We start from the raw sequence: 25,599 nt of genomic DNA, 5'->3' as shown, positions 1-25,599 counted from the left end.
AGTTGCGGGTTGCGGGTTGCGGGTTGCGGGTTGCGGGTGCAGCCTACTGCTTTTGCCTTTGCTTACAACTTACCGCTTATAGCTTATAGCTTATAGCTTACGGCTTATGGCTTAACCTTTCTCAGTGGCATTATCTGCGTTATTTGCTAGTTTGATTACAGGGCGCGCATGCGGATTTGACGTAACGATGAAACCAACCAACAAGCAAGATTATGGCCTTGAGACCGTTTTTCAGCATTCCAAGGATGGTTTAGCGATATTCAAAGACGGCATTTTTATTGATTGCAACCAGTCCATATTGGAGTTGGTCAGTTTAACAACGAAAGCGGAATTCATCGGCCTTGGCCCAATTGATTTTTCACCGGAATTTCAGCCTGACGGCCGACGTTCAGTGGAGAAGGCGCAGGAGATGATCAATCGCTGCCAAATAGAAGGTAGCGTCCGGTTTGAATGGATCCACACCAAAAGCGATGGCACGCCATTTTGGTGTGAGGTGATCATCACCAAGATGACGCTCAATGAGGAAGTATTAATACATACCAACTGGCACGACATTAGCGAGAAAAAAGACCTAGAACTGAAACTGGCCGAGCAGAAAGAGCTGTTTGAAACCCTGTTTAATGAGTCTAAAGACAGCCTGAGCATTTATGACGGCCAACGTTATATCGACTGTAATAAAGCATTTTTAAACATGTTCGGTTATGCAACAAAACAGGATATTACCGGACTGCACCCGAAAGACGTTTCGCCTGAGTTTCAATTTGATGGCCGAACTTCGCAAGAGAAGGCCAACGAGCTGATTCAGACGTGTATCGCGCAAGGCAGCATTCAGTTCGAGTGGTTACATAAAAAATCTGACAACCGCGTTTTTTGGACCGAAGTGATCTTAACCAAAGTGGTGTTAAATAACGTTGTCTGTATTTACGCGATCATGCGTGATATTTCCGAGAAAAAACAACTTGAACTGCAACTCCATCAACGCAATGCCGAGTTAGACCGCTCAAATAACAGCCTTAGAAATACGGTGGCAGAGTTAAAAGAGGCGCGAGACCAACTGCTGGACAAAATGGCGAGTTTAAATCTGTTGGTGGCCGGTGTTGCACACGAAATTAATACGCCGGTGGGTGTCAGTTTAACTGGCATCACGCAGCTCATTGAAGAGACGGCAGCCATTCGTAAAAGCTATCAACAGGGGGCATTGGATGAAACACATTTTGAAGAGTTCATCAATAGCGCCGATACGCTGTCCGTCATAGTGAATAAAAACCTAGAACGCACCGCCCACCTCATCAGAAGTTTTAAAAAAATTGCCGTTGGGCAAACAAGTGAAGAAGAAAAAGCAATCAATTTAAAAGATTACGTCGAGGAAGTGATCTTTATTTTGGGGTCAATAACCCACAAAGCAAACGCGAGCATCAGTTTAAATTGTGCTAATAATTACCATGTTGTTACCCAGCCAGAACTGCTTTCCCAAGTACTCACCAATCTGATTGTTAATTCCGTGGTTCACGGATTCAGCGACAATAAAAGCGGCCATATTGCGATTTCGATAACTGAACAGAGCGCGACGCGATTTCAACTAAGCTACCAAGATGACGGCAAAGGCATCAGCAAAGCAAATCTCCCCAAAATATTTGACCCATTTTTTACCACCAACCGTGCCAATGGTGGCACAGGCCTTGGGCTCAACGTTACCTACAATATCATCACCAACGCGCTGGGCGGCTCGATAACGTGCCTCAGTGAGGTAAACGCCGGGGTGCAATTTATTATCGAGTTTAACGTGAAGCAACGGCTGTAAGCCTCTACGCCAAAAACAAAGGCAACGCCTATGGTTGCCTCTGTTGGTTACGCCGACGGATGAAGGGTTAATCGTCATCATCGGGATAGATAGCGCGCAACGCCATGATGTTTTCAAAGTTGGCGAGCGCTAAATCGCACAGTTGTGGGTCAAAATGCTTGCCGCGTTCCTCGTTGAGCAAACTGATAATACGCTCGGTCGGCCAAGGCTCTTTGTATGAACGACGTGCCGCTAAGGCATCAATAACGTCTGCTACTGCCATAATGCGCCCTTCCACCGGAATATCTTCACCTTTCAAGCCTGAGGGATAACCAGAGCCGTCCCATTTTTCATGGTGATATAACGCAATGCGTGCGCCGACTTGCGGCAAGGCGCGTTTGGAGTGGCACAGCAAATCAAACCCCACTTGAGCGTGGGTTTTCATGATTTCCCACTCTTGCGGATCTAATTTGCCGGGTTTGTGCAGAATGCTTTCGGGAATCGCAATCTTACCAATATCATGCATCGGTGTGGCGTGCTTAATCAGCTGCACAAAGCTGTCATCTAAACCGAGCCGCTGCGCCAAAAACTCACAGATCAACGACACGCGCCGCACGTGCGAACCGGTCTCTTTACTGCGTTTTTCTATGGCCTCCCCCAGCACACACATCAGTTCTTGTTGGGTGCGTTCAATATCTTCACGGCGGGTCAAGTTTTCAAAAATGATGGAAACTTTAGTGAGCAATACATTCAACAAACGTTGCGTCAACGGTGATACATGGCCGTGTAACGTCACCAAGGTGGTGCTCTCACTGCTCTCAGAGAGCTGCGTGAAATTACAAAATAGCCCATCGGTTACCACATTGAGTTTGTTATCCAGCGCTTGATTGGCCTGCTCACGAATAGCTTGCGGAAAGATCTCGCGCTCAAAGGTGGTATCGCTATCGTAGTGGCTACCGTCATACGACAGCAAAATCCGCTCGCGGTTACCCAGTGCATTCACTAGCTGATAGTGCAGATAAAAAGACATTGATGTTTGCCCAAGTAACGCTTTCACCTCTTTAAGCACTTGTGCACAGAACGCCTCGCTATTGCGCGCTTGCAACACTCGCGTGGTCGCGCTTACCACATCTTCCAGCCCTTTTTGTCCCTGCGCGACCTCGATAATGTCGCGGTAGGAGCGAATCGCTGCGTATATTGTGGTTTTCAAGCGAGTAGAATTTAGCTCTGCTTTGTTCTTGTAGTCATTGATATCATAATCACGAATGACATCTTCCTCGGGCGCTTCTCCCGGTTGTCCAGTGCGTAGCACCAAGCGTGTGGTGGTATTTTTATTGCTTTCGCGGATCCACTTAACCAGATCGAGCCCAGCGTGATCATCCTCCATCACCACATCCACCAATGCGAGGGCAATGTCGGCATGTTGCTCAAACAGCAGCTTAGCTTCCTTGGCCGAATTGGCTTTTAAAAACTGTAATGGTCGGCTATCCACCAACACGCGCTTGAGCACCATCTCAGAGATCGAAATAACATCATCCTCATCGTCAATCAGCGCTACCTTCCATGGTGAAAACGCATCATCAAGACGCGCCGCCGCATCATGAGGAGTTGGAGTAACAGCTGCAGTTTTCTTTGAAAATAAAGGATTAGGCATAGCGTGAACCCGAATGTCGATGACGCCAAAAACAACTGGTTAAAATATAGTTGGCAGCAGCATTAGCGTCCAATTTGCCAAGCTGAAATAACTAGGGGCATTTTGCTCTTGCGATATGCTGTTTAGGCCGAGGGGAAACGGCGTTAAATACCCGCCAGCAGCGCTGCATACCTTACAAATGAAAAAGGCCACCACTAAAAGATGACCTGACATCTGCTTTAATCCAACTGAGAGGTGACCAACGCCTCATGCCCCATCAATCTAAGCAGCTAACACTTGGCCATTTTTACTGCTGATTGACAGTTGCTTACAAACCATACAATCTAAAGCCGTCGCATAAAGTTAACAGGGATGAACAATGCCACACTCAATATATAAACTGTTTTTAACCGGACTAATATTCACCTCAACCCAGCTATACGCTGCAAACTACGATTTCACTCCCGGCCTGTGGGAGCTCACCACAACAAGCGAGGGGACAATAATAGACGCCACCCCCGAGATGAAGCAGATATTGGAACAGGGTGGTAGTTTGAAGCCCGCAACGTACACCAATAAAGCATGTTTCATAAAATTTAATCTTTTGGATAATGAAGACGGCGACGACTGCCCGAAGAACATTAAGCGAATCAACGCAAATCACGCGACGTTTGAATCAAATTGCAGGGATACTAATCAACCAACACATTCCGTGGGTGAATTTCATCTAAATGGAAAGACATTCACATTCGCCCAAGAAATAGAGTCATATTCAGACAACCTGAGTTTGAAAACCACCATGACTGGCAGTGGAAAATATCTTGGCCCTTGTAAGTAACGCCGCAACATTCCTGCCCTTTTACGGGCAGGAATGACAGTAAATGCATCCCGCGAAATAAACTATCGAAGCCCTTCCCCACTTTGTAATCTGTCACTTGCCGAGCGCCAGCAACATCCAATGCAATTTTAACGATTGCAGTGGAAATCTGCACCGCCAGTATTCAACTTATCTATAGTGAGCTGTTCAATTTTTACCTTTTGAGTAGCAGGCAAATCGCGCCCACAAACGCGAACGCCTTCAGATGAAGGGCAAACCAACCAGCCTCATGATTTGCCATGATGAATATGACGGCCAACCACCAAGTTTAGTGATCACGAATATCACTTATTGAATACGTTAGCAGTACTCCACATGAATCCCGCCTCCTCGCTTATTACAGCCTTAGGCAGCCTAAGTGCTTCGCCGCCAGCAACTTCATCAGCAGCAAACACACCATCACCGCTGCGGCAAAGTTATAGAGCATTCCTGTCACAAACGCAGACGAATACTGACTTGCCAACTCGCCGGAGTCATTACTCACTGATAATGCTGTACTAAATAAAATACCTATCACCGCTACTCCAAACGCCGCACCAACTTGCTGCACGGTGGAAACGACGCCAGATGCCATCCCCGCTTGCTGTTCGTCAACAAAACCTAATACCAAATTGAGTAGCGGTGTCATGATGGCACCCTGACCGAACCCAATAATCAATAATACGGGAATTAACAGGACCGCTTCGAGTTCGGCCCCCGCTGCATAGACTTGTACAATCAATAGGCCGATAGAAACAGCGTAAATTAATGCGCCTACCACAATCACCTTTTCACCCCATTTTGTAATGAGTTTGGGTGTAACTAATGAGGCCACGACAAAACCTACGCTACACGGCGCAAAGATACTTCCCGCCAGCAATGGGTCGAGCCCAAAGCCTGTCTGCACCAGCAATGCAAAACTTAAGAAAAATGAGCTGGATGTAGAATAAACCAGCAGCACCAATAGCGTTCCTAAGGTGAAACGCTTTTGCAATAACAGCCGCATATCCACCAGCGGAAGTCGGTTAGCATTTCGCTGGTGCTCCTGCTGATAATAGAAAGCAACCAGCATCAATACCGCGCCCACCAATGACCATAGGGTCCAATCCGGCCAGCCTTGTTCCGGCCCCTTAATCAGTGGAATTAATAGCAGCGACAACCCAATACTGACCAACGACACACCGCACCAATCCAGATCAGCGCGGTTGGCCGCGCGTGACTCGGGGATCCAGCGCGCAGTGATGATGGCAAGCAATCCGATCGGCACATTAATGAGAAAGATGCTGCGCCAACCGAGATCAAAGAAATTGCCATGCACCATCCAGCCACTGAATACCTGCGCGGCAATAGCGGCTAAACCGAGCGTCATCCCCAGCAAACCAAATGCCCGGCGGCTGTCATCACCAACAAAGTTAACGCGGATCAACGCATAAACCTGTGGAAATAGCAGCGCGGCCGCAAGCCCTTGCAACACACGGGCGCCGATCAGAATATTGGCGCTAGGTGCCAGCCCACAAAAAATTGAGGCCAAGGTAAATCCCGCCATACCGACAATAAACAAGCGGCGGCGGCCGAACATATCGCCTAACCGACTACCGGTAATCAGCAATACGCCAAATGCCAATTCATACCCCGCCACGATAAAACCAATTTGTGAAAAACTGGCGTTCAATCCGCTTTGCATACTGGGAATGGCAACATTGACCACGAACAGATCAAAAATCGTGACAAAGCCTGCCAATAACAACACGTATAAACCACGCCAAGGGGCCGATTGAGAGGGATGCTGACAGGCGGTAAAACGCTGAGCTTGAGTTTCCACATTGGTCTCCAACAACTGAAAAACTCATTCTAGCGCCTCATTAAACTGTTACAATTTAACACATTATGCTATTACTAAAGCTAACAGTATGAGTGGGATTAACGATGCGTACCATGCAGCGAACTCGCGAAGAACTCGCGACCTTTTTACGTTCACGTCGTGAACGTCTGTTGCCATCAGATGTGGGATTGCCCAGTGGCGTACGCCGTCGAACATCGGGCCTGCGTCGCGAAGAAGTCGCCGCCCTCGCCGGGGTTGGATTGACTTGGTATACATGGCTGGAACAAGGTCGTGACATCGGCGTATCCGCCAATTTCTTAGATAATCTCGCCAGAGTGCTCAAACTCGATGCGGCAGAACGCCGCCATCTCTTTTTACTTGCGCACGAACGTCCTCCCGCCGATGTAGGCAAAACGTGGTGTGAAGTGCCCCGTTTGATACATCGACTGATGGACGATCTGGCCTTGTGCGGCCGTCCAGCTTACGTGTTAAACCTGCGCTGGGACGTGCTCGCTTATAACCGCTGTGCCAATCAGCTGTTCAATTTTGACAGCTACTCGAGTGAACGCCGTAACCTGTTATGGGTGTTGTTTACCGCGCCCGCATTACGAGAGCTATTTGTCGGTTGGGAAACAGAAGCCCCGCGAATATTGTCCAGTTTCCGCCGAGATTACGCGGTATCAAATCAGCAGAGCGACATTCAAGCGCTAGTGAATGAACTCAAGAAAGTGTCACCGGATTTTCATACGTGGTGGCAACAACATGATGTACATGCGCCATGCAATGGTATCCGCCACCTCAACATTGATGGTAACAGCGTTGCATTTGAACACACCTCGCTGACCATCGATGCAGATCGTCACCTCCGCTTAGTGGTGTACGCGCAAAGTGAATCCGCGTAACAACAAAAGCCCGCAACAATGCGGGCTTTTTAATATCAAAACGTTTAGCTAGCGGGAATTATTCCCACTCGAATATCAACGGAAAAAAATACATATAAATAACAGCTAGTTAGGAATGCCACTTTTCTCAATACCATCATCTATACCATGCGCAGAATTTTTTTGATTTTTTTCTTCTAGTCGATGTTTTAGTTCGGTTTTCAGACGAGCATCAGCTCCTCTGAATGTCCATGTAGCTCTAATAAAGTTCATTGGAGTATAGACTGGCCAAGTCTGAATCAGTCCTTCCAAAGCACTATCACAGCCCCCTATTCATATCAAATGATTGATACTTTTGAGCAACGGCAGAGTCTGTATACTCACCATCTACGGAATTTTCTATGCTTTGGCCGTCTAAACCACGAATACCATTTATAGATTCCCCCCAAAGATCTCGATCTTGAGTACCACTTATAAATTGACATAAGTAGTCATCCAAAATCCCTTTTGATGGGGATTCAATTTCAGCACTTAAGGCTCTTAAGTAATCTGTTTTATTGGTTTTATGCCATTCAATTGAAAAGCCTGCTCGATGACAAAGCTCATTATGAATAATTAACATAGTACGTCCGTTCCCATCAAGAAAAGGGTGTCCGTACGCAAAAAAGCCCATAACCTCACCAGGTCGCTGACGCATAGACTCTGCATTTTGTCCGAGACGTAAGCCCTGCTCAATAGCTAATCGAGCATCACTAGGATGGCAAAACATCGTACCAGCTTTAGATACCGCACAATTAGGAGCAGTAATTGCACGATCTTGACCTGCCCACGGATAGAATGCTTCGAATAATATCCGATGAACTTCCAAGAAATCTTCGTAACGCAGGTCCTTTCTTCCCTCTAAGTAAACTAAAGCTTCATCTAGACCAGCACGAAACATTGTATGTTCAAGTTGACGAACGATTGATGGGTCTTTTTCACCATGATTGTTACGTAAATATCCGACTTGCTCAAAATCATTAAATGGATCGAACACTTTGTTTTTGTTCCCTCAGATAATTGACTGACAATATAGCAACTTCTTGCTTAGTGATTTTTCCCGCACGTTTTAGAGCAACAAGAAGATCTTCGACGGCATTATGTACCACCTCATCACCAGCTAAGCGTGTTACAGCATCAGCCCACTGATCCATCGCGTTGTAGCAATAAGATACGTTGTAATAGCGAGCAAGCTCTGTGACATAACGAGCAACGCCTTTGGTTGGAGGTGTCTTTTCCAATTTGAATTCTGTATTTTTAGTACCAGACTTGCGTCTATAACTCCGAAAGCAAATAGTCTTCCCATTAATGACAAGCTTGCGCTTAACTCTTGGTGCATCGACTTCAACAATAATTTCACCTTGTGGGGTATTTACACTATCGAAGCTCAAGTCATTTTGTCGAAGCTTGAAGCCTAATTTGTTAGCTGCTTCACGAATAATAACATCAAGACTGCCCTGCGCTTTTACATCATTCCCCGATCTTTTGGCCTTAGCGTAAACCCCTTGAGAAAGGCGAAGAAGTTCACCATTTTTCAATAACACACTCAATGCATGTGTAACTTGAGTCTTGCTTCCCAACGGAGCCAAATCAGAACGAGATAGTACAACTCCACAACGGTGTTGAATCGACTGGCGCATACGAGTTTCGGTCTTCATATAAATATCTCCCGTTAAACCACTAATAGATTTTAACAAGAAAACATGATATTTTCAATTTTCTTATTTATTTACAATCAATTAGATAGCATTCAAGCACTTACTGACCGACATCTATTGCTATAAGTTATTGCAACTCATTGACCAGATATAAGTAACTGTTTTAGTTACTATCTTAGATAAGATATTTATCCAAAAGTCTAACACTATAGCGACTTGTTTCATGCACGATTATCGGATTAGCTAAAGTTAATTAGCAAAAATTCCGCAAAAGTTATACTTCATATTTAATTATGATAAATCAATAATTTACAACACAAACTCAGGGTAGACTAAACCAAAAAACTTATAGTACTTTTATCAAGAGTAGATCTATTGACCAATTTTTTGTGATGCTTCAGAGTATTCTCTGGAAGAGTTGCGCTTCAAGTAATGCTATAAAGTGATTACTTTAACGATGATGATTCGCTCACTAGCGTCCAACAACAGCAAATGGCGTTCAATAGGTATTTGATATGAAAATTCGTCGTAAACCGATGAGTAAGACTCTTAAACAACCAAATAAAAAACTTCGTTACATCGACCCATTAAAAGTTAAACGCCTTATCGGCAGTTTTTTCCCATCAGATATTTTAGCTAAGCTGATTGATGTTGACCTAATAGCTCTAAATGACGAAGCCACCATTCGCATGGGCGGCGGAGGTGTAAAACCTCAATATCTCAGCAAAGAGTACAACAGCATAGTGCTGGGTGTAGTCGACAAAATGGAGAGATACAATCACAAGTTAGTGTCTCACCCAGAGTTAATGAAGGAGCGTTCATTCTATGCTGCTCCATTCGACCTAACAATTAGGTATGGTTCTAAACAAAACATGCCTCGCTTCCATGAAAACTGGAGCGAACAGACGTTGTTAGAATCGACAGTTCAAGTATATAACCTCGGCGATTGCAAATGTAGATCTTGCTATCGACCACCAGAACAACATAGGGCGATATTGCACATATACAAAGAGACGTTCAACGGTCATATATGGCGAATATCACTTCCGATTCAATATCTCATGAAAGGCTTTCCATTGAAACCAAACGGCCACATGGGTTACTACCATAGCCTTGTTGTCCAGCACCCGGACTCATACTTGCGTGAATGGCTCAACGAAAATGAGACTTTAGAGGGACTCCCTGAAGAACCACGATACAATTATGTAGGTATTACATCACGTAACTGGTTGGTAAGAATGAGAGAGCATATACGTGGCATTGAATCAGGCGAAAACAAAAAATTCTATAATGCTTGGAGGCACTTCGTTAAAAATGAACGCGTCGACTTCATGTCTGAACTACTAGTTGTCAATCAATCTTATGATGACATTATGGCTTGGGAAGAAGCTCGAGTGGATATAGAAATGGCGGAGGGAAGAGCATTAAATATGATTCCGGGTGGATTCAAAGGTATTCAAGAATTACATAAACTTAGAGTCCTCAACAAAAATAGACCGACGTTGAAAGAACTTAGACGAGCAATAGATGCAGCAGAAAGAGCAACTCCCAGAAGCGGAGTTCCTAACCTTCTAATTTCTGAATTATGGAAGGAAGACAGTTACGCCGCAAAAATCATCTGTGGTGCAGAAGGTCGCCTATCAGTTGAACAAGTGCGTAGAGCTCGAGAACTACACCAAGTTGGAATATCTGTGGAAGAAATTGCAGATAAAATAGACGCACTTAATGTACCTCAAGTACGAAGACTTTTGGATGGGAAAACGTATTCTCGTGTCCACTAATACCTTTATTTCTCGGTAATCCCCCTTAAAAATAAGTTGAATCTTGTGACATTTCCCATTATTCAAATGTTCGTAAGGTTACAATAATTACTTCGATGTAACTTCGACTTATCTAAGAATATACTTCGATTTATGCCGATTTTTAAGTACCTCGACCATCTTCGCATACGCGTCTTTCATATCTTTGCGTAATTCATCGATTTCTTGAGCACTTAATGGCCGTGGACCTGACAAGTTTTGCCCTTCTAGCGGCCGTTTGTTTTCATCGCCAACATCTGATTGAAGGTGTTTAGATTTAGGCTTATCCATTGACTATAAATCTCCGTAAGAGCTACTACCATTCAACCAAATATGCCAAGCTAAAGCATGTCCTGATTGATGAGAATTAGATTTTGCGATTAAACATCCTATCCGACATTATGACCCTAAGCCGCTCCACAATTATTGATTTGCTGGCGACAACAAGAGCTGAACGCCAGCAAGGTTTCATTGTGGATCAGAACGGGCATAAATCAACAATTGATACCGATAAGTTTGACTAAAGTTAATTTCGTTCCATGTCACATTAGCCAATTCGTTTTTACATACCATCGTTAGCAAAAGTAACTTTATCGCAGCGCGAATCGAAGGCGTCGTGCCTACTTTTTCCATGTAACAGTGCATAAAACTGATTTCAGCCAGTGTTAATGTACGGTCTATTGGTTCAAATCGAGCGATACTTGCAGGCGGGCCAAATCTGGCGGGTTATCAACTTTCTGTCCTCTCTCTATCGCCCATCGTTACACCTTGAGAACAATATTACGGGTTGAATCGGCCATCTGATACCCACGAAGCCATTTCTGAGCCCATGCACCAAATGTCTCTGCATCTTTCGTTCTCGCCTTAGCACGGGCTTTCTCTTTAGCTGGTGATTTTCCATCAGTAACCATTCGCTTCGCTTCATTAAGCCGTTCACGCGCTTCTGCTAGCGTGATGCCCCCAACCCCGTAACGCCCAAACGTAACGGTTTCTTGCCTTCCATTAATCGAGTAGTTGTAGCGAAAAGAGATAGAGCCTGCGCTCGTAATGGCAACATAGAGACCATCACGGTCATTGACTTTGTAAAGTTTATCTTTGGGTTTGAGATTGCGTAGCTTGGTATCAGTCAGCATGTTTCGACCTATTATTCTTATTTAATACCATGCTGAAACACCTCTAAAAAACTAGAGATTAATCTTTAAAAAAACAGATAGATATAAAAATTTAATACCATGCCCCATCAAAAAACACTCAGCATGGTATCGGGCGTAATCCATGGCATTACCGATGAATCATACCCATCAAAATACCACGGTCAAACCGTGCTTGACGTTGCCAGACATTGCCAAAAATGACTAGACCAAAAATAAAAAAGTCCGCAATTACGCGGACTTAAGTATGATTTGGTGCTTGTTAATGCCAGACCTTCTTAAAGGAGCATTATTCCCACTCGATAGTTGCTGGCGGCTTGCCAGAAATATCGTAAACCACGCGGGAGATGCCGTTAATTTCGTTGATGATACGGTTGGAAACCTTACCCAAGAAGTCATATGGCAGATGCGCCCAGTGGGCAGTCATAAAGTCGATGGTTTCTACTGCGCGCAGTGATACAACCCAATCGTACTTACGGCCGTCGCCCATTACGCCGACAGAGCGTACTGGCAGGAACACGGTGAATGCTTGTGAAACTTTGTTGTACAAATCAGCTGCATGCAGCTCTTCAATGAAGATTGCATCAGCGCGACGTAGCAAGTCACAGTATTCTTTCTTCACTTCACCAAGCACACGTACACCTAGACCCGGTCCTGGGAATGGGTGACGGTAAAGCATGTTGTATGGCAGACCCAATTCCAAACCAATCTTACGCACTTCGTCTTTGAACAGTTCACGCAGTGGTTCAACCAAGCCCATCTTCATATCGTCTGGCAGGCCGCCAACGTTATGGTGCGATTTGATCACGTGCGCTTTACCGGTCTTAGACGCGGCAGATTCGATAACGTCAGGGTAGATAGTACCTTGAGCAAGCCATTTCGCATTCTTAAGTTTGCGTGACTCTTCATCGAAGACTTCAACAAAAACGCGACCGATGGTTTTACGTTTCGCTTCTGGTTCATCGATGCCGGCTAGTGCATCAAGGAAGCGATCTTCTGCATCGATTTTGATGATGTTCAGACCGAATTTATCGCCAAACATATCCATCACTTGCTGACCTTCGTTCAGACGCAGCAGGCCGTTATCGACGAATACACAAGTCAGCTTGTCACCAATGGCTTGGTGCACCAGCATGGCAACCACAGATGAGTCAACACCACCAGACAGGCCGAGGATCACTTCATCATCGCCCACTTGCTCTTTAATGCGAGCGACCGCGTCTTTGATGATAGATTCAGAGGTCCACAGACGCTCACAACCACAAGCGCCCATCACAAAGTTTTCCAGCATTTTCATGCCTTGCTTGGAGTGAGTGACTTCTGGGTGGAATTGCACGCCGTAGTATTTTTTCTCTTCGTTGGCCATTGCCGCGTATGGACAAGTGTCGGTAGAACCGATAGTGACGAAGTCGGCAGGGATCTCAACCACTTTATCGCCGTGGCTCATCCAGACGTCCAGCAGTGGCTTGCCATCAGCAGCAACTGCATCTTGCAGGCCAGCAAACAGGGCTGATTCACCAGTCACTTTCACTTGCGCGTAGCCAAATTCACGTTCGTTCGAACCGGCCACTTTACCGCCCAGCTGTTCCGCCATGGTTTGCATGCCGTAGCACACACCGAGGACTGGCACGCCAGAATCAAATACGTATTGTGGGGCACGCGGAGAGTTTTCTTCTGTAACACTTTCTGGGCCGCCAGACAGGATAATACCGTCTGGATTGAATTCGCGAATATCCGCTTCATCTACATCCCAGCTCCACAGTTCACAGTAAACGCCGATTTCACGTACGCGACGGGCAACCAGTTGCGTGTATTGCGAGCCGAAATCTAGAATCAGAATTCGTTGGTCATGAATATTGCTCATTGAAAACCTTTATTTCTATTTAAGTTAAGCCGCGGTGATTGGCCGCGGCTTGTCAGCATCAAAGATAGTTTACCGAACTAACGTATTAGCCACGGTTATTATAGTTAGGTGCTTCTTTGGTGATGGTCACATCGTGTACGTGTGATTCACCCATACCTGCTGCAGTCACTTTAACGAACTGTGCTTTTTCGTTCAGATCTTTAATGGTGGCACAGCCAGTCAAACCCATACATGAACGCAGGCCGCCCATGTGTTGGTGGATAAGCTCTTTGATTTTACCTTTGTAAGGTACGCGACCTTCAATACCTTCTGGTACCAGCTTGTCAGCTGCGTTGTCGCTTTGGAAGTAACGGTCTGAAGAACCTTTAGACATTGCGCCCAATGAACCCATGCCGCGGTAAGATTTGTATGCACGACCTTGGTACAGCTCAACTTCACCTGGGGCTTCATCAGTACCAGCAAACATTGAACCGGCCATGATGCATGATGCACCAGCAGCCAAGGCTTTCGCCAAGTCGCCTGAGTAGCGGATACCGCCGTCAGCGATAACCGGAATGTTCAAGTGTTTTACCGCTTCAACAGCGTCAGATACCGCAGTGATTTGTGGTACGCCTACACCAGTCACGATACGTGTGGTACAGATTGAACCTGGGCCGATACCCACTTTAACTGCACTTACCCCCGCTTCAGCCAGTGCCAAAGCACCTTCAGCAGTGGCGACGTTACCGCCAACGATTTGCAGATCTGGGTATTTAGCGCGTGCATCACGAATACGTTGCAGTACGCCTTCAGAGTGGCCGTGTGAGGAGTCAATCAGCAGTACATCAACGCCGGCTTTAACCAGTGCGTCGATACGTTCTTCGTTACCTGCCCCTGCACCCACAGCAGCACCTACGCGCAGACGACCGAACTCGTCTTTACAAGCGTTTGGTTTACGTTCTGCTTTTTGGAAGTCTTTAACCGTCATCATGCCTTTCAGCTTGAAGTTGTCATCCACAACCAGCACTTTTTCGATACGGTTAGCGTGCATCAGTTGTTGCACTTCATCACGCTTGGCACCTTCTTTCACCGTTACCAAACGGGCTTTAGGTGTCATCACTGCTTCAACCGTTCTGCTCCAGTCAGTCACAAAACGCACGTCACGGCCAGTGATGATACCTACCAACTCGTTCGCGCCGTTCACTACAGGGAAACCAGCAAAACCACAGCTTTCGCTCAGTGCTTTCAACTCGGTCAGGGTAGTTTCAGGGGTCACAGTCACAGGTTGCTGAACCACGCCCGCTTCGTAAATTTTTACTTTGCGAACTTCTTCAGCTTGAGCGTCGATGCTCATGTTTTTGTGAATAAAACCAACGCCGCCTTCCTGTGCCATCGCAATGGCCAGTCTAGCTTCTGTTACCGTGTCCATCGCGGCAGAAACCAATGGGATATTCAACTCGATGGTGTTAGTCAAACGAGTTTTCAAGTTAGCAGTGTTGGGGAGGACGGTGGAGTGCGCTGGCACCAATAACACGTCGTCAAAGGTAAGCGCTTCTTTGATTAATCTTAGCATTGCAACATCTCCCCTTAGATAAGGATACAAGTGAAATATGAGGTGAAATATTGCGGCGGCATTATACCTTGCAAGCGAGTTGCCGTAAATGGACAATAGCTAAAATTTTTTATGCGTTAACACACACTTTATGGCAGCCAGCGAACAACAAATCTACAGCGTGTCCCGTTTAAACGGCGAAGTACGCCACTTATTGGAGTCGCAATTGGGGCGAATTTGGCTCTCTGGCGAGATCTCCAATTTAATCATGGCTAGCTCGGGTCATTGGTATCTCACCCTCAAAGATAATTACTCCCAAGTGCGCTGCGCCATGTTCCGCGGCAAAAATCAGCAAGTACGGTTTCGTCCAGCTAACGGCCAACAGGTATTAGTGCGCGCCAACATCAGCGTGTATGAACCACGGGGGGATTACCAATTAATCATCGACTCGATGCAACCGGCTGGCGATGGCCTGTTGGCGCAACAGTTTGAAGCGCTCAAGATGAAATTGGCCGCCGAGGGATTGTTTAGCGTTGAACACAAACAACCGCTGCCACAACATGTGCGTCGCATTGGCGTGATAACCTCCCCCACCGGCGCCGCTATTCGCGATGTGTTGCACGTACTTAAACGCCGTGACCCTTCGTTGGAAGTGATCATTTATCCTACCCAAGTGCAGGGTGATGCCGCCATCGGCCAGATTGCTAACGCCATCCGTTTGGCGAATGCGCGTGCTGAAGTCGATGTGCTATTGCTGACTCGCGGTGGCGGCAGTTTGGAAGATTTATGGTGCTTTAACAGCGAAACGGTCGCGCGGGAAATTTTCGCCAGCCAGTTACCGATTGTGTCGGCGGTCGGCCATGAAGTGGATACCTCTATCAGCGATTATGTGGCCGACGTTCGTGCGCCGACACCCTCAGCGGGCGCAGAGTTGTTATCTGGTGATCGCCAAGACAAACAAGTACGGCTGCAACAACTGCAGCAGCGCCTCCGCCAAAGCTGGGCACACTATCGGCTTAACCGCCAACAACAGTTACAGCAATTTGATTATCGGCTACAGCGGCAAGATCCACAGCGGCAACTGCAGTTGCTCACACAACGCTTTGATGAGCAGCAACTGCGGCTCAATAATGCCATGCAGCGCGTACTTAACCGCCACAGTAATCAACTGCAACGGCTTGAAGGCCGCCTGAGCGCGCAGCACCCAAAACATCAACTCAATTACAGCCAGCAGCAGCTTAATCACCTGCAACATAAGCTGACGCAGTTGATGCAGCAACAGTTGAGCCAAGCGGACAACCGCATACAACGGGCCGCCCATTCATTGCAAAGTGTTAGCCCGCTGGCGACGCTGAGCCGCGGTTACAGCATCAGTAAAAATGCCCAAGACCATGTCATCAATGATGCTAGCGCTGTGCAGATAGGCGATGAGATGAAAACCTTGCTCAAGCAAGGCACTGTCTATTCCAACATCACCAAAATCGAGCCATAAAAAAACGCTGGCGATGCCAGCGTTTTTGTTTGAAGCGTTTAACCTTTACGGTTTTTAATCGCGCCCAGCATACGTTGCCGTTGACGCGTCTGACTCAAGGTCAGTTTTTCCACTTTGCCTTCAAACGGGTTATCACCCTCTTGGAAGCGCATCTGAATTGGCGAGCCAACTACGTTCAGCGACTTACGATAGTAGTTGGTCATATAACGCTTGTACGAGTCTGGTAGACGCGACACTTGGTTACCGTGCACCACAATCACCGGTGGGTTGTAACCGCCAATATGGGCGTATTTGAGCTTCACACGGCGACCATTGATCAACGGTGGCTGATGGTCATCTTGCGCCATCTGCATAATCTTGGTCAGCTTAGAGGTGCTCACACGACGGGTCGCACTTTCGTACGCTTCGTTGATGGACTCAAACAGGTGACCTACGCCAGTACCGTGCAACGCCGAGATAAAGTGAATACGGGCAAAATCGATAAAGCCCAAACGACGGTCAAGTTCACTCTTCACGCGGTCTTTAATATCGTTGTCGATACCATCCCACTTGTTCACGGCAATCACTAAGGCACGCCCAGCGTTGAGCGCAAAACCCAGCAGACCGAGATCTTGCTCCGCGATACCTTCGCGGGCATCAATCACCAGCAGCACGACGTTGGCGTCTTCAACCGCTTTCAGGGTTTTCACCACTGAGAATTTTTCCACGGTATCGTGCACTTTGGCGCGGCGACGCACCCCAGCAGTATCGATGATCACGTATTCTTGCTCATCACGCTGCATCGGAATATACACTGAGTCACGGGTGGTGCCCGGTTGGTCATACACCACCACACGCTCTTCACCGAGGATGCGGTTTGTCAGGGTAGATTTACCAACGTTAGGTTTACCGATAATGGCAAACTTAATTGGCAGTGCGCGCAAACGCTCCTGCTCAGATTCAGCCTCTTCTTCGGTATACAGACGTTCATCGACAAACTCATCGTCATCTTCGCCGTCTTCGTCACTCACTTCTTCAGCGTAAGGTGCCAGCGCTTGCTCGATAAGTTGGGTTACACCACGGCCGTGCGCTGCCGCCATTTGGTACACATCACCAAGCCCCAGTGCCCAAAATTCAGCAGACGCTGAGTCACCGTCGATACCATCGACTTTGTTCGCCACCACAAAGGTGACTTTCTCGCGTGAACGCAAATGTTGTGCAATCGCTTGGTCAGCGGCGGTCAAACCAGCGCGAGCGTCGGTAATAAACAGTACGACGTCGGCTTCTTCAATAGCGGCAAGCGACTGCTGCGCCATCTTGGTTTCAATCCCCTCTTCGGTACCATCAATACCGCCGGTATCCACCACGATAAATTCATGACCTGACAAAAACGCCTGACCGTATTTACGGTCTCTGGTCAGTCCGGGGAAATCGGCCACAAGGGCATCACGTGTGCGCGTCAACCGGTTAAACAGGGTTGATTTGCCAACGTTTGGGCGCCCTACCAGGGCAACGACAGGAATCATGGATTTCCTCTTCATCTTTAAAACAACAAAAAGCCTTCGGAACAACTCCCGAAGGCTTCGTAACTGAGCAAGGTGCTCCTTACGGGAGAGTGATCACGGCAATCTTGCCGGAACGTCCTTGCACGTAAATTTTATCATCAACTACGACAGGCTGAGAGTATAAACCATCGCTGTCCACAGAGATACGACCAACCAGCTTACCGGTGTCACGGTCAAAGAAGTGCAGATAGCCTTCAAAGTCGCCTGCAACCACATAGTTGCGATATACCGCTGGAGACGTCAGTTCACGGTTCAGCAGATCGCCGTTACTCCAACGCTCTTGACCTGAACGGCGGTCAACAGAGTACACGCGGCTATGGTCATCAACCAAGAACAGCTCAAGACCTGAACTCGCTAACTCGTGGAAACTGGAGTATTTGCGCGACCAAACTACGCGGCCACTGCGCATCTCGATGCTAACAAGGTTGCCATTGTAACTGACTGCGTAAACATTCTCACCCAAAAGCAGCGGTGTCATGTCGACATCGGCCATACGGGCAAACTCGTTACCGCCTTTGGGCGTGTAAACTGGGGCTTCCCATGCAGGTTGACCGTTAGATTTGATCACTACCGCCACTTTACCGTCAGCAGTACCAACAAATAAGCCACCTTCTGCGTACGCAGGTGTGCTGGTACCACGCAACGTCAGGCTTGGCATGTTGGATTCGTAACTCCACAGCTTGGCGCCGGTGTCGATGTTGAACGCATCTAAGGTGCCTTTACCGCTGTTGATGGCAACAATATCTTCTGCCGCCACGGCGCGAGATAACAGTTCACCACTGGCTTGCGCATGCCAAACCACAGAACCGTCATCAACGTTCAATGCGACCAGCAAGCCACTTTCATCACCGACAAACAGTTTATTCTGCGCAGCAGTCAAACCACCCGCTAAACGTGCACCTTGGGTTTGTTTCAGAGCAGAGTCATCAAATAGATCATCAAAATCTACCGACCAAACTTCGTCACCGGTTTTTTCATCAAAGGCGGTAACTTTGCCATCACGTGAAGCCACAAAGACTTTGCCGTAACGCACTTCTGGTCGTAAACGTGAGAAATAATCGCCCACGCCATCGCCTACTGAATCGCTCCACACCACATCTGGTTCAATCGTTTGTTGAATGTCTGGCAGTTCGTTAACGACGATCTCTTCGTCATTAGACGCACAGCCACCTAACAAACCGACCGCTAAACCACAGGCCAGCAGAGTTTTACACCATAACTTCATTGGCGAATTCCTTAAGCCTGAGGCAGATTATCAAGTTTCACTTGCAGCGCAGGGCTGTTGGTCACGCCACCTTTAGCCACGGCATCTTGGTAAGCGGCTCTGGCATTAGCCAAATCGCCTTTACGCACCAAGAAGTCTCCTTTCAGTTCAGCAGCATCAGCAGCAAATGCTTCGCTTTTCACGCCTTCCAGCGTGGCTAATGCGGTATCTACTTGACCTTGTTCAGCTTGAACTCGCGCTAAACGCATGGCGGCAATCATTTCTATCGCCTCACCAGGTTTAGTGGTCAGTACGCTTTTCAGTGCCGCTTCGGCTTTGGCTAAATCGCCCGCTTCAACCGCAGTTTTAGCCACAACCAGTTGCAGCAGCGCTGAGTAACCTTGTTGAGAATGTGCTTTTTCATATTCAGCGGCAGCGGCAGATAGCGCTTGCGCATCATCAACTTTGCTCATGACATCGTTGAACGCTTGAGACGCTACTTCAGCTTGTTTTACCTGATGGTCTGAATACCAGTTCCAGCCATACAGCGCACCTAAACCAATCACTGCACCAGCAAGGATTGAAGTTCCATAGTCTTTCCAGAAGGTTTTGATCGCTTCAACTTGTTGTTCTTCTGTGCTGTAAATTTCCACGCGCACTTCCTCTACAATTATTTTTGAATATGGTCTGCTAAATACGTTGCCAATGCTGCACGCTCAACTGTCTGCTGTTCGCTATCATCACGCAATGTCTTTACGACCACTTGATTGGCAGCCAGTTCATTTTCTCCGATAATCAGCGCATAAGCAGCGCCGCTCTTATCAGCACGTTTCATCTGTTTCTTAAAGTTACCGCCACCACAGTGACTCATCACCCGCAGGTTTGGCAGTGCTTGACGCAGCTCTTGCGCCACTTTCATCGCAGCAGCTACGCAACTATCGCCCATGGCCGTGACGTAGACATCCACCGTAGCGGCAACATCGTCATTTAAACCTAAAGTTTCGAGCAATAGCACGATACGTTCTAAGCCCATGGCAAAACCCACGGCTGGGGTATCTTTGCCGCCAAGCTGGCCCACTAGACCATCGTAACGACCACCGGCCAAGACTGTGCCTTGAGCGCCTAAACTGTCTGTCACCCACTCAAATACGGTGCGGTTGTAATAGTCCAAACCGCGCACCAAGCGTGGATTAACCTTGTATTCGATACCAACGGCTTCAAGTAGTTCACACAGGCGAGCAAAATGTGCCTTTGATTCATCTTGCAGGTAATCAGCCAGCGCAGGCGCATCGGCCAGCAAGGCTTGCACTTGTGGGTCTTTACTGTCCAACACGCGCAGCGGATTGCTGTACATACGGCGTTGGCTGTCTTCATCCAGCTTGTCTTTGTGTTGTTCCAAGAAGGCAACTAACGCGTCGCGATATGCCGCACGCTCGTGGTTATCGCCTAAGGTGTTCAACTCTAAAGTTACATGGTCAGTCAGACCCAGCTTTTGCCACAAAGAAGCTGATAACATCAACACTTCAGCGTCAATTTCAGCCGAGGCAATGCCGTAAACTTCCACACCGAATTGGTGGAATTGACGATAACGGCCTTTTTGCGGACGTTCGTGACGGAACATCGGGCCGATATACCATAAACGTTGTTCTTGGTTATACAGCAAGCCATGTTCGTTACCGGCACGCACAGTTGAGGCGGTACCTTCTGGACGTAGGGTTAAGCTGTCGCCGTTACGGTCAGCAAAGGTGTACATCTCTTTTTCAACGATATCAGTTACTTCACCGATTGAACGCTTGAAAAGATCGGTACTTTCTACGATAGGAGTACGGATTTCACTGTATCCGAAGGAGGCTACTGAAGCACGTAACACGGCTTCAACTTTCTGCCATACGGGGCTTTGGGTCGGCAGAATATCGTTCATGCCGCGAATCGCTTGGATCTGTTTTGCCACTGTTAAACTCGTTTTATTTCGCGCCGGAAAATCAAAAATGCCAGCATTATAGGCGGTTCAACGCTAAACTCAAAACCGCCAAAGGCTAGGCATCTCACATTCATCAGCTTTTGATATTTATTCGCCCTGCTGCACGTCAATACGTTGAGATAAGGTCGCGGCTTTAGCGCGGATCTTAGCTTCTAATGCATCGATCAGGTCGTTGTTATTTAGGCGTTCTTTTTGGCGAACGCCATCTTCGTAAAGACCACTTTTATTGTTGCCGCCTGTTAAGCCGAGGTTAGATACCAACGCTTCACCGGGACCATTCACCACACAGCCAATAATCGATACATCCATTGGGGTGATAATGTCTTCAAGGCGTTGCTCCAGCGCGTTAACGGTACCTATCACATCAAACTCTTGGCGCGAGCATGATGGGCAAGCAATAAAGTTAATACCGCGAGAACGGATACGCAGTGACTTGAGAATATCGAAGCCGACTTTAATCTCTTCAACCGGATCAGCCGCCAATGAGATACGGATAGTGTCACCGATACCTTCAGCCAGCAACATGCCCAGCCCCACGGCAGATTTCACTGAACCTGCACGTGCGCCGCCCGCTTCGGTAATACCTAAGTGCAGCGGTTGTTTGATCTGTTTTGCCAGCAGACGATAAGCGTCTACTGCGAGGAATACGTCCGACGCCTTTACTGACACTTTAAACTGGTCGAAGTTAAGGCGATCAAGAATATCCACATGGCGCATGGCCGATTCCAGCAGTGCTTCCGGCGTTGGCTCTTTGTATTTGTCCATCAAGTCTTTTTCAAGACTGCCGCCGTTCACACCAATGCGGATGGGAATATTGTGCTCGCGCGCTGAGTCCACCACCTGGCGGATACGTTCTTCGTTACCGATATTACCCGGGTTGATGCGCAAGCAATCGGCGCCGTATTCCGCTACTTTTAAGGCGATACGGTAATCAAAATGGATATCGGCCACTAACGGCAAATTGGCTTGCTGCTTAATCAGCTTAAATGCTTCGGCTGCATCCATTGTTGGTACAGATACACGCACGATATCGGCGCCAACACGCTCTAACGCGTGGATCTGTTTCAGGGTCGCTTCAACATCGGTCGTACGGGTGTTGGTCATCGACTGCACGGCAATCGGTGCACCATCACCAATGGGAACATTGCCTACATAAATCCGGCTGGAAGGACGACGTTTGATAGGAGATTCACTGTACATCGTAATAACTCTGGTTCGTGACCGGTCAATGCCGGCGTAGAATTGGGTTGATGATTAGGCTTGCGGCAAGGTCAGACGCGCAACGCGGCCTGCTTTATAGCCATCAAGGCTCACATTGGCGCCATTGTACTTCAAAGTAACCACTTGCGGAGCACCTAATATAATACTGATAGGCGGAATACCTGCGACTTGTATTTGTTGGCCCGCCGTTTTCAGGCCATCGATCATCACATGACCGTTGGCATCAGTGGCTTTAATCCAACAATCACCTGACAACACGAGATCGATAGTGCTTTGGGAAATATCGGCGGTCGCCCCTACTGCGCTGTTGTCTGATGCGGTCGCAGTTGTCACCGCTGGAGCGGCGTCAACCGCTGTAGCATTGGCAGTTTCAAGGTCGGTGTTAGCTGGTGCAACTGGTGCTGCGGTGCTAGTTACGTCGCTTGCGGTTGCTGGGGTATCAATGGCAGCAGTAGCCGAAGTTTCATCGGCACTGCTGTTGTCAGAAATGATGTCACGTCTGGTGGGTTGAATCGTCGTGTTGTCATTCGCGTCATTGGGCGCTTGTAACTCTTCGATGGTGGGTTTTGACAGGCTTTCGTCCACAGACGCTGGCTTTTGCACCCACCACCACACAGCGAGAGCAATAGACACAATAACGATGAAATAGGTTAACCACATCCAGTGAGTATCACGCTTTTCTAAGGTTGTTTTGCGTGAAAAGCTCTGCATGTGAGGTGAGGCAACGGTGGGTACTTGCCGTGCTAGGCATTCTTCAATAAGACGGATATCGGCTTCTACCAATCGTGCATAGTTACGCACGTAACCGCGTACATAAGTCGCTGAGGAGATGTTACTAAAATCATCTCTCTCAATTTCTTCCACCACTACATTACGCAAATGAAGCCGAGTAGCGACTTCTGCGGTAGTAAATTTTTTGGCTTCACGTGCTTGTTGCAGCACTGCGCCGAGCATGTCCTTGTGCTCATGTGTTGCTTCTGACTTTTGTTCTTCCTTGTCGCTGTTATTTTGAAATTCAGTCATCAGTGCATCTGGGTCCGATATGCTTTGGCTTGTGGTGAACTAGGAAACTTCGCCAGTAACAACACTCCGTTGCGTTTGGCGGCTTCAACATCACCGAGTCCATTTTCTATTTTAATGGCAGTGGCTAAACTCTCCGCAGACATGGTAGCCACCTTATTGTATTGCTGCAACACCAGCTTGGCGGCAGTGAAATTTCTACTCTCAACTTCCAATTGTGCCATTTCTAACAACGCGACACGTCGATGTGGCTCATATTTAAGCGCCATCGAAAAATAGCGTTTGGCTTTGTCGTTATCACCCGCTTTACGCATGCAGATGCCGAGGTTTTCATAACTGGAAGCGGTACGAGTATATTTGTTATTGCTGATAGCGCGTAGAAACATTCGCTCAGATTTCTCGTATTTACCTTGTTTGCACAAAAATACGCCGAAATTATTGGCAGCATCACCCGTCGTATCTAGGGTGTCGATGGCGCGGTCATAGGTGTCTTCCGCTTTTTGGGTTTCACCGACGCTTTCGTAGTAGTAAGCCATGGCAACGTTCACTTGTTCCATTTCTGGAGCGTATTGCATCGCTTTATCGAGGTTGATTTTCGCTTGTTCGCTATCGCCTTTGCGTAGGTATGCCAACCCAAGCTGGCTACGTTCTAATGCCGCAGAGGTACGGTCAAATTTGCGTTCAGCAACAGGCGTATCAGTTCCGGCATACGTGCGTTCAGTGACACATCCGCCAAGCTGCGAACATGCCACTGCTAGCAAGAGAATACCGGGCAATCCATGCTTCATCGGTAAACCTATGAATTTGAGTAACAAAAGTTATTTCATTGTGACCGATATTTGGTTCTGTTGCATTTGTTTTTTTGCTAAACGCTTAGTACGGTCACGAATGTCACCCGCCAACTGTCCGCACGCCGCATCGATATCGTCGCCACGGGTCTTACGCACAATCACAGTTAAGCCGTAATCCATCAGCACTTTGCAGAAACGGTCAATACGCGAATTCGATGAACGACCGTAAGGAGACCCCGGATAAGGGTTAAACGGGATCAGGTTAACTTTACACGGCGTGTCTTTCATTAACTGGGCTAACTCATGGGCTTGATCGGTACTGTCGTTGATGTGATCGAGCATCACATACTCCAGTGTTACGCGGCCACGGTTAGCGTTGGTCTTGGCGATATATCGTTGAATCGCCGCCAAAAACTCTTTTAATGGGTACTTTTTGTTGATGGGAACTAACACATCACGCAATTCATCATTTGGCGCGTGGATACTGACCGCCAACGCGATATCCAATGATTCACCCAATTTGTCGAGCGCTGGAACCACACCTGAAGTAGAAATGGTGACGCGGCGTTTTGATAATGCAAACGCGTAATCATCCAACATGATCTCAATTGCGGGGATCACGTTCGCCAAGTTCAGCAAGGGTTCGCCCATGCCCATCATCACCACGTTGGTGATAGGACGGTCGCCAGTGTCTTTCTGGAAACCCAAAAATTGCGATACACGCCAGATCTGGCCGATGATTTCCGACACTTTCAAGTTACGGTTAAAGCCTTGCTGAGCGGTAGAGCAGAAGGTACATTCCAGCGCACAACCCACTTGTGAAGACACACACAAGGTGGCGCGGTCTTCTTCAGGAATATACACCGTTTCTACTTCTTGGCCGTCGCCAACGTTGATAGCAAACTTGATGGTACCGTCGGTAGATTTTTGATACTGAGAAATCTCTGGCGCGACAATTTCACAATTGGCCGCCAGTTTTTCACGCAGTTTTTTATTGATGTTGGTCATCTGCTCGAAGTCACTTACACCAAAGTGATAGATCCACTTCATTAGCTGATCGGCGCGAAACGGCTTTTCACCCCATTCGGCAAATAGCTCACGTAACGCTTTACGATCATAATCGAGCAAATTGAGTTTATTGTCGCTCATTACTGTTCCTCAACATCAAAACCTGCAACAGGGCGGCGAATTATACAGATTGCCCCCCTGTTGTGCCAGTAATATCCCAGTGTGCACCTCAGTCTTTTGCTGGGCAAGGTTTGACCATACACACCTCATCAACGGGACAAATTAAGCTTCGAATCATGACTGCCGTGTTACCCTGCGGCTGGG

General features: G+C 47.5%; 21 protein-coding genes. 5 read left to right on the top strand and 16 right to left on the bottom strand.

Annotation, left to right across the window (positions count from 1 at the left end):
- The first annotated feature begins 187 nt into the window (after positions 1 to 187).
- The gene (locus tag L9G74_RS03200) at positions 188 to 1,801 is read left to right on the top strand and encodes a PAS domain-containing sensor histidine kinase (protein ID WP_238894839.1); all 1,614 of its coding nucleotides are present in this window, start codon (positions 188 to 190) and stop codon (positions 1,799 to 1,801) included.
- A 67-nt stretch (positions 1,802 to 1,868) separates the two neighbouring features.
- On the opposite strand, the gene L9G74_RS03195 is transcribed toward L9G74_RS03200, so the two are convergent.
- Positions 1,869 to 3,434, bottom strand: a complete 1,566-nt coding sequence (locus L9G74_RS03195) for an HD domain-containing phosphohydrolase (RefSeq protein WP_238894838.1) — start codon at positions 3,432 to 3,434, stop codon at positions 1,869 to 1,871.
- A gap of 358 nt (positions 3,435 to 3,792) precedes the next feature.
- Between L9G74_RS03195 and L9G74_RS03190 the strand changes: the two genes are divergently transcribed.
- Positions 3,793 to 4,251, top strand: a complete 459-nt coding sequence (locus tag L9G74_RS03190; protein ID WP_238894837.1) for a DUF3617 domain-containing protein — start codon at positions 3,793 to 3,795, stop codon at positions 4,249 to 4,251.
- A gap of 376 nt (positions 4,252 to 4,627) precedes the next feature.
- On the opposite strand, the gene L9G74_RS03185 is transcribed toward L9G74_RS03190, so the two are convergent.
- On the bottom strand, positions 4,628 to 6,091 hold the full coding sequence (locus tag L9G74_RS03185) for an MFS transporter (RefSeq protein ID WP_238894836.1): 1,464 nt from the start codon (positions 6,089 to 6,091) through the stop codon (positions 4,628 to 4,630).
- A gap of 113 nt (positions 6,092 to 6,204) precedes the next feature.
- Here L9G74_RS03185 and L9G74_RS03180 point away from each other — a divergent pair, with 113 nt between their 5' ends.
- Complete coding sequence (locus L9G74_RS03180; protein ID WP_238894835.1) at positions 6,205 to 6,993, top strand: helix-turn-helix transcriptional regulator; 789 nt, start codon at positions 6,205 to 6,207, stop codon at positions 6,991 to 6,993.
- Positions 6,994 to 7,291: 298 nt separating this feature from the next.
- Here L9G74_RS03180 and L9G74_RS03175 read toward each other — a convergent pair whose 3' ends face one another.
- Positions 7,292 to 8,008 carry a Fic/DOC family protein gene (locus tag L9G74_RS03175; RefSeq protein WP_238894834.1) on the bottom strand — a complete coding sequence of 239 codons (717 nt, stop codon included), beginning with the start codon at positions 8,006 to 8,008 and terminating at the stop codon, positions 7,292 to 7,294.
- Positions 7,992 to 8,669: a hypothetical protein gene (locus L9G74_RS03170; protein WP_238894833.1), complete on the bottom strand. Its 678-nt coding sequence runs from the start codon at positions 8,667 to 8,669 to the stop codon at positions 7,992 to 7,994. The genes L9G74_RS03175 and L9G74_RS03170 overlap by 17 nt, the downstream gene beginning before the upstream one ends.
- A 515-nt stretch (positions 8,670 to 9,184) precedes the next feature.
- Here L9G74_RS03170 and L9G74_RS03165 point away from each other — a divergent pair.
- A complete protein-coding gene (locus L9G74_RS03165; RefSeq protein ID WP_238894832.1) occupies positions 9,185 to 10,450 on the top strand; it encodes a hypothetical protein in 1,266 nt (421 codons plus the stop codon).
- Positions 10,451 to 10,558: 108 nt separating this feature from the next.
- Here the strand turns inward: L9G74_RS03165 and L9G74_RS03160 are convergent, their stop codons facing one another.
- From L9G74_RS03160 to guaB, 4 genes are all read right to left on the bottom strand, one after another.
- Positions 10,559 to 10,759: a hypothetical protein gene (locus L9G74_RS03160; protein ID WP_238894831.1), complete on the bottom strand. Its 201-nt coding sequence runs from the start codon at positions 10,757 to 10,759 to the stop codon at positions 10,559 to 10,561.
- Between the two features lie 470 nt (positions 10,760 to 11,229).
- On the bottom strand, positions 11,230 to 11,601 hold the full coding sequence (locus L9G74_RS23500) for an Arm DNA-binding domain-containing protein (protein ID WP_438944542.1): 372 nt from the start codon (positions 11,599 to 11,601) through the stop codon (positions 11,230 to 11,232).
- 307 nt (positions 11,602 to 11,908) lie between these two features.
- Entirely contained in the window at positions 11,909 to 13,483 is a 1,575-nt protein-coding gene (guaA, locus tag L9G74_RS03150; RefSeq protein WP_238894830.1) for a glutamine-hydrolyzing GMP synthase, read from the bottom strand.
- 85 nt (positions 13,484 to 13,568) lie between these two features.
- Complete coding sequence (gene guaB / locus L9G74_RS03145; protein WP_238894829.1) at positions 13,569 to 15,035, bottom strand: IMP dehydrogenase; 1,467 nt, start codon at positions 15,033 to 15,035, stop codon at positions 13,569 to 13,571.
- Positions 15,036 to 15,165: 130 nt separating this feature from the next.
- Here guaB and xseA point away from each other — a divergent pair, with 130 nt between their 5' ends.
- Positions 15,166 to 16,506, top strand: coding sequence for an exodeoxyribonuclease VII large subunit (gene xseA / locus L9G74_RS03140; protein ID WP_238894828.1), 1,341 nt, complete (start codon positions 15,166 to 15,168; stop codon positions 16,504 to 16,506).
- Between the two features lie 38 nt (positions 16,507 to 16,544).
- Here the strand turns inward: xseA and der are convergent, their stop codons facing one another.
- The 8 genes from der to rlmN all read right to left on the bottom strand — a co-directional run bounded on the left by der (position 16,545) and on the right by rlmN (position 25,416).
- Complete coding sequence (gene der, locus L9G74_RS03135) at positions 16,545 to 18,011, bottom strand: ribosome biogenesis GTPase Der (RefSeq protein WP_238894827.1); 1,467 nt, start codon at positions 18,009 to 18,011, stop codon at positions 16,545 to 16,547.
- Positions 18,012 to 18,090: 79 nt separating this feature from the next.
- Complete coding sequence (gene bamB, locus L9G74_RS03130) at positions 18,091 to 19,275, bottom strand: outer membrane protein assembly factor BamB (RefSeq protein WP_238894826.1); 1,185 nt, start codon at positions 19,273 to 19,275, stop codon at positions 18,091 to 18,093.
- An 11-nt stretch (positions 19,276 to 19,286) separates the two neighbouring features.
- A complete protein-coding gene (locus L9G74_RS03125; protein WP_238894825.1) occupies positions 19,287 to 19,907 on the bottom strand; it encodes a YfgM family protein in 621 nt (206 codons plus the stop codon).
- 17 nt (positions 19,908 to 19,924) lie between these two features.
- The gene (hisS, locus tag L9G74_RS03120; protein ID WP_238894824.1) at positions 19,925 to 21,205 is read right to left on the bottom strand and encodes a histidine--tRNA ligase; all 1,281 of its coding nucleotides are present in this window, start codon (positions 21,203 to 21,205) and stop codon (positions 19,925 to 19,927) included.
- 117 nt (positions 21,206 to 21,322) lie between these two features.
- On the bottom strand, positions 21,323 to 22,435 hold the full coding sequence (gene ispG / locus L9G74_RS03115) for a flavodoxin-dependent (E)-4-hydroxy-3-methylbut-2-enyl-diphosphate synthase (protein ID WP_238894823.1): 1,113 nt from the start codon (positions 22,433 to 22,435) through the stop codon (positions 21,323 to 21,325).
- 54 nt (positions 22,436 to 22,489) lie between these two features.
- Positions 22,490 to 23,479 (bottom strand): RodZ domain-containing protein, encoded by a 990-nt coding sequence (locus L9G74_RS03110; protein ID WP_238894822.1) that lies wholly within the window; start codon positions 23,477 to 23,479, stop codon positions 22,490 to 22,492.
- Positions 23,479 to 24,264: a type IV pilus biogenesis/stability protein PilW gene (gene pilW / locus L9G74_RS03105; protein WP_238894821.1), complete on the bottom strand. Its 786-nt coding sequence runs from the start codon at positions 24,262 to 24,264 to the stop codon at positions 23,479 to 23,481. The genes L9G74_RS03110 and pilW overlap by 1 nt, the downstream gene beginning before the upstream one ends.
- A gap of 30 nt (positions 24,265 to 24,294) precedes the next feature.
- Complete coding sequence (rlmN, locus tag L9G74_RS03100; protein ID WP_238894820.1) at positions 24,295 to 25,416, bottom strand: dual-specificity RNA methyltransferase RlmN; 1,122 nt, start codon at positions 25,414 to 25,416, stop codon at positions 24,295 to 24,297.
- Positions 25,417 to 25,599 lie beyond the last annotated feature (183 nt).

Origin of the sequence: Shewanella electrica, from assembly GCF_022321485.1 — a bacterium.
Lineage (GTDB): Bacteria > Pseudomonadota > Gammaproteobacteria > Enterobacterales > Shewanellaceae > Shewanella > Shewanella electrica.
Note: the sequence above shows the minus strand (reverse complement) of the source record. Positions and strands in the feature narration are given on the sequence as shown.